The sequence below is a fragment of the Grimontia sp. AD028 genome, assembly GCF_000973155.1.
Classification (GTDB): domain Bacteria; phylum Pseudomonadota; class Gammaproteobacteria; order Enterobacterales; family Vibrionaceae; genus Enterovibrio; species Enterovibrio indicus.
In genome coordinates this window covers 1-3,114 of record NZ_LASY01000094.1, presented here as the reverse complement: position 1 = coordinate 3,114, position 3,114 = coordinate 1, and the positions used below count along the sequence as shown (strand labels likewise).

Here is a 3,114-nt window from a genome sequence, read left to right as displayed (position 1 = left end):
GAGTCCGTCAAAACCCCTTGGGTGTTGTATGGTTAAGCCTCACGGGCAATTAGTATCAGTTAGCTCAACGCCTCGCAGCGCTTACACACCTGACCTATCTACGTCGTAGTCTCCAACAACCCTTTAGAGGGCTTAAAGCCCTAGGGATGACTCATCTTGAGGCTCGCTTCCCGCTTAGATGCTTTCAGCGGTTATCGATTCCGAACTTAGCTACCGGGCAATGCCACTGGCGTGACAACCCGAACACCAGAGGTTCGTCCACTCCGGTCCTCTCGTACTAGGAGCAGCCCCTCTCAATCATCCAACGCCCACGGCAGATAGGGACCGAACTGTCTCACGACGTTCTAAACCCAGCTCGCGTACCACTTTAAATGGCGAACAGCCATACCCTTGGGACCGACTTCAGCCCCAGGATGTGATGAGCCGACATCGAGGTGCCAAACACCGCCGTCGATATGAACTCTTGGGCGGTATCAGCCTGTTATCCCCGGAGTACCTTTTATCCGTTGAGCGATGGCCCTTCCATTCAGAACCACCGGATCACTATGACCTGCTTTCGCACCTGCTCGAACCGTCATTCTCGCAGTCAAGCGGGCTTATGCCATTGCACTAACCTCACGATGTCCGACCGTGATTAGCCCACCTTCGTGCTCCTCCGTTACTCTTTGGGAGGAGACCGCCCCAGTCAAACTACCCACCAGGCACTGTCCTCAACCCCGATTAGGGGCCTAAGTTAGAACATCAAACATACAAGGGTGGTATTTCAAGGTCGGCTCCACACAAACTGGCGTCTGTGTTTCAAAGCCTCCCACCTATCCTACACATGTAGGCTCAATGTTCAGTGCCAAGCTGTAGTAAAGGTTCACGGGGTCTTTCCGTCTAGCCGCGGGTACACAGCATCTTCACTGCGATTTCAATTTCACTGAGTCTCGGGTGGAGACAGCGTGGCCATCATTACGCCATTCGTGCAGGTCGGAACTTACCCGACAAGGAATTTCGCTACCTTAGGACCGTTATAGTTACGGCCGCCGTTTACCGGGGCTTCGATCAAGAGCTTCGACCGAAGTCTAACCCCATCAATTAACCTTCCGGCACCGGGCAGGCGTCACACCGTATACGTCATCTTTCGATTTTGCACAGTGCTATGTTTTTAATAAACAGTTGCAGCCACCTGGTATCTGCGACTGCCCATAGCTCCATCCGCAAGGGACTTCACCGCGGGCAGCGTACCTTCTCCCGAAGTTACGGTACCATTTTGCCTAGTTCCTTCACCCGAGTTCTCTCAAGCGCCTTGGTATTCTCTACCCGACCACCTGTGTCGGTTTGGGGTACGGTTCCTGATAACCTGAAGCTTAGAGGCTTTTCCCGGAAGCATGGCATCAATGACTTCACTACCGTAGTAGCTCGACATCGTGTCTCAGTGTATAGCGTCCCGGATTTGCCTAAGACACCCACCTACGCACTTGAACCTCGACAACCGTCGCGAGGCCCACCTAGCCTTCTCCGTCCCCCCATCGCAGTTATCAGCAGTACGGGAATATTAACCCGTTTCCCATCGACTACGCCTTTCGGCCTCGCCTTAGGGGCCGACTTACCCTGCCCCGATTAACGTTGGACAGGAACCCTTGGTCTTCCGGCGAGGAGGTTTTTCACCCCCTTTGTCGTTACTCATGTCAGCATTCGCACTTCTGATACCTCCAGCAGCCCTTACAGACCACCTTCAACGGCTTACAGAACGCTCCCCTACCCAATACGATAAATCGCACTGCCGCAGCTTCGGTGTATCGCTTAGCCCCGTTACATCTTCCGCGCAGGCCGACTCGACCAGTGAGCTATTACGCTTTCTTTAAATGATGGCTGCTTCTAAGCCAACATCCTGGCTGTCTGAGCCTTCCCACATCGTTTCCCACTTAGCGATAACTTTGGGACCTTAGCTGGCGGTCTGGGTTGTTTCCCTCTCCACGACGGACGTTAGCACCCGCCGTGTGTCTCCCGGATAGTACTTACTGGTATTCGGAGTTTGCAAAGGGTTGGTAAGTCGGGATGACCCCCTAGCCTTAACAGTGCTCTACCCCCAGTAGTATTCGTCCGAGGCGCTACCTAAATAGCTTTCGGGGAGAACCAGCTATCTCCGAGTTTGATTGGCCTTTCACCCCTAGCCACAAGTCATCCGCTAATTTTTCAACATTAGTCGGTTCGGTCCTCCAATTGATGTTACTCAATCTTCAACCTGCCCATGGCTAGATCACTCGGTTTCGGGTCTACGTCATGCAACTCATTCGCCCAGTTAAGACTCGGTTTCCCTACGGCTCCCCTATGCGGTTAACCTTGCTACATAACGTAAGTCGCTGACCCATTATACAAAAGGTACGCAGTCACCTAACAAGTAGGCTCCCACTGCTTGTACGTACACGGTTTCAGGTTCTATTTCACTCCCCTCACAGGGGTTCTTTTCGCCTTTCCCTCACGGTACTGGTTCACTATCGGTCAGTCAGGAGTATTTAGCCTTGGAGGATGGTCCCCCCATCTTCAGACAAGATAACACGTGTCCCGTCCTACTCGTTTTCACGTTAAATAAGCCGTCGTGTACGGGGCTATCACCCTGTATCGCGCCACTTTCCAGAGGCTTCCACTAACTCATAAAACGCTTAAGGGCTAATCCGGGGTCGCTCGCCGCTACTGCCGGAATCTCAATTGATTTCTTTTCCTTCGGGTACTTAGATGTTTCAGTTCCCCGAGTTCGCCTCCACACACCTATGTATTCAGTGTGGGATACTGGCTTATGCCAGTGGGTTTCCCCATTCGGAAATCCCAGATTCAAATGGCTGTTACTGCCTTATCTGGGCTTATCGCAAGTTACTACGTCCTTCATCGCCTCTGACTGCCAAGGCATCCACCGTGTACGCTTAGTCACTTAACCATACAACCCCAAGAGGTTTCGTATGTTCAAACAACCAAGGTGTTCTTTAAAAGAACAGGTTCATCTTTCGATGAACGATTTCGCCGGACTCAAATATTGTTCATCACTTCCGAAGAAGGATGAAACCAAGAACACTTGAATGTGTTTGGTGTTAATTCCTAAGAATCAACATTTGAGAACTTTTACAAACAAAC

Annotated in this window: 1 rRNA gene; it reads right to left on the bottom strand. The window is 51.6% G+C overall.

What is annotated here, in order from left to right:
- Window positions 1-28: 28 nt before the first annotated feature.
- Window positions 29-2,920: ribosomal RNA gene (locus tag RN22_RS19000) — 23S ribosomal RNA — on the bottom strand.
- Window positions 2,921-3,114 lie beyond the last annotated feature (194 nt).